Source organism: Rhabdonatronobacter sediminivivens (genome assembly GCF_013415485.1).
Classification (GTDB): Bacteria; Pseudomonadota; Alphaproteobacteria; order Rhodobacterales; family Rhodobacteraceae; genus Rhabdonatronobacter; species Rhabdonatronobacter sediminivivens.
Window position 1 is genome coordinate 1 of sequence record NZ_JACBXS010000017.1, and the last position, 2,236, is coordinate 2,236.

A 2,236-nucleotide genomic window follows, 5' to 3' on the forward strand; every position below is an offset into this window, starting at 1 on the left:
TGCAGGCTTACCCAGACGAACTTGCGCGGCTCAACCGCCGCATAGCGCTTCGGCACCCGCTTGTAGAGGTAGAGCGTCCCCTTCTTCGAGCCGCCCCGCGTCCTGATCACCATATGCCTGCCCCCGGTGAATCAATGGGCTTGTAACACAGATTGTATTGCAGTTTGTATAGCAAATCTCCTCGGAACAGCGCCTCGATAGGCCTGTTTTCCTTGGAGTTTAAGGACTTGCCGCTTTTTCTGTCAAGAAAATGGCGGAGACGATGGGATTCGAACCCACGAGACCCTTCCGGGCCTACTCCCTTAGCAGGGGAGCGCCTTCGACCACTCGGCCACGTCTCCGCTGACCCCTATAAGGATCGGCCCCGGTGAAAACAAGCGGTTTTTCGGACCCAAGGCCAGGCCATTCAGCCACTGTGCAGGAACTTCAGGACATCACCATCGCGCACCGTGTAGCCTTTGCCTTCGGCGCGCATCTTGCCTGCGTCCTTGGCACCGACCTCACCGCCCAGGGCCACGTAATCGTCATAGGCGATGGTTTCGGCGCGGATGAAGCCGCGTTCGAAATCGCCGTGGATGACCCCGGCGGCCTGCGGGGCCAGGGTGCCGGCGGGGATAGTCCAGGCGCGGGTCTCCTTGGGGCCGACGGTGAAATAAGTGCTCAACCCCAGCAGCGTGTAACCGGCGCGGATCAGGCGGTTCAGGCCAGGCTCTGCTAGACCCATTTCATCCAGGAACATTTCGGCCTCGTCGGCGGGAAGCTGGGCCAGTTCCTCTTCGATCCGGGCCGAGATCACCACATGCCCGGCACCCTGCGCCGCAGCCATTTCGGCCACCCGGGCGCTCTGGCTGTTGCCCTCGGCGGCGGAGCTTTCCTCGACATTGCAGACAAACAGCACGGGTTTGGCGGTCAGAAGTTGCAGCAGGCGCCATTGGCGCAGGTCATCCTCGGCGATCTGGACGGTGCGGGCGGGGCGCCCGTCCTCCAGCGCCTCAAGCGCGGCGCGCAGCAGACGGTCCTGGTCCAGCGCCTCCTTGTCGCCGCCGCGCAGACGGCGCGAGAGATTGGCCAGCCGGCGCTCGATCGACTCGATATCGGCGAGCATCAGCTCGGTCTCGATGGTCTCGGCATCGGCCACGGGGTCGATCCGGCCCTCGACATGGGTGATGTCGTCATCTTCGAAGCAGCGCAGCACATGGGCGATGGCGTCAACCTCGCGGATATTGGCCAGGAACTGGTTGCCCAAACCTTCGCCGCGCGAGGCGCCGCGCACCAGACCGGCAATATCGACGAAGGTGATCCGCGCGGGGATGACCTGCTTGGACCCGGCGATCCCGGCCAGCTTGTCCAGGCGGGCATCGGGCACGTTCACCTCACCCACATTGGGTTCGATGGTGCAGAAGGGGAAATTCGCCGCCTGCGCCGCGGCGGTCCGCGTCAACGCGTTGAACAGCGTGGACTTGCCCACATTCGGCAGCCCCACGATTCCCATGCGAAATCCCATGCCATGCCCTTTCCGCTGCTGACCGGCGCCGGATACAACGCCTGCGCCACGGGGGCAAGCGCCGCTCAGAAGGGCTTGACCACCACCACCCACAGAACGGCGATGACAAGGACCACGCTGACCTCGTTGAACACGCGCAGGAAGAAGTCGCTTTCACGGAACTCGCCGCGCCGGGCGCGCAGCACCAGCAGGCCGGTCCAGCCGTAATGCCCCGCCAGCACCAGCACCATGCCCAGCTTCAGCCAGACCCAGGGCATGAAGCCCCAGACCTGCCAGCCAAGCCACACCCCGGTGATCAGCGCGATCACCGCCAGCCCGGCCGAAAACCGATAAAGCCGGATGGTCAGATCCCCCAGCGGGCCGAAGTCACCCAACCGCGCGAACTCGCGCTTCCAGTAGATCAGCGCGCGCGGCACGGCGAAGATCGAGGTCATCCACCCCATGACCGTCAGCAGATGTATGATCTTCACCCAATCCATGGCGCCTTCATGCCGCGGCGCCAATGGCACTGCAAGGGGCATTCCTCTCCGCCGGGACCGATCATTCGGGATGAAGGCTCATCATAAACGCGCATGGCGGGCCGTTCCTCGCGCTCAGGTAGAACATTGAAACCGCCCTGACCAGCAGGCTTGACCGGCCAATGCCCAGCAACTTAACATATACGCATTCAACACCTGTATGCGTATGTTTTCCTGACCTCTACCTGCGAATATTCCTGTTCGGATTTCCCCA

General features: G+C 63.2%; 2 protein-coding genes and 1 tRNA gene. All 3 read right to left on the reverse strand.

Annotated elements, in window-relative coordinates:
* Positions 1–251: 251 nt before the first annotated feature.
* Positions 252–341, reverse strand: a tRNA-Ser gene (locus tag HUK65_RS09775).
* Between the two features lie 65 nt (positions 342–406).
* Entirely contained in the window at positions 407–1,504 is a 1,098-nt protein-coding gene (gene ychF, locus HUK65_RS09780) for a redox-regulated ATPase YchF (RefSeq protein ID WP_179905984.1), read from the reverse strand.
* A 65-nt stretch (positions 1,505–1,569) separates the two neighbouring features.
* Positions 1,570–1,983: a CopD family protein gene (locus tag HUK65_RS09785; RefSeq protein WP_179905985.1), complete on the reverse strand. Its 414-nt coding sequence runs from the start codon at positions 1,981–1,983 to the stop codon at positions 1,570–1,572.
* Positions 1,984–2,236 lie beyond the last annotated feature (253 nt).

Excerpts from the sequence above, each read along its gene's own strand:
- ychF (WP_179905984.1), bottom strand. The coding sequence starts at position 1,504 with ATGGGATTTCGCATGGGAATCGTGGGGCTGCCGAATGTGGGCAAGTCC.
- HUK65_RS09785 (WP_179905985.1), bottom strand. The coding sequence starts at position 1,983 with ATGGATTGGGTGAAGATCATACATCTGCTGACGGTCATGGGGTGGATG.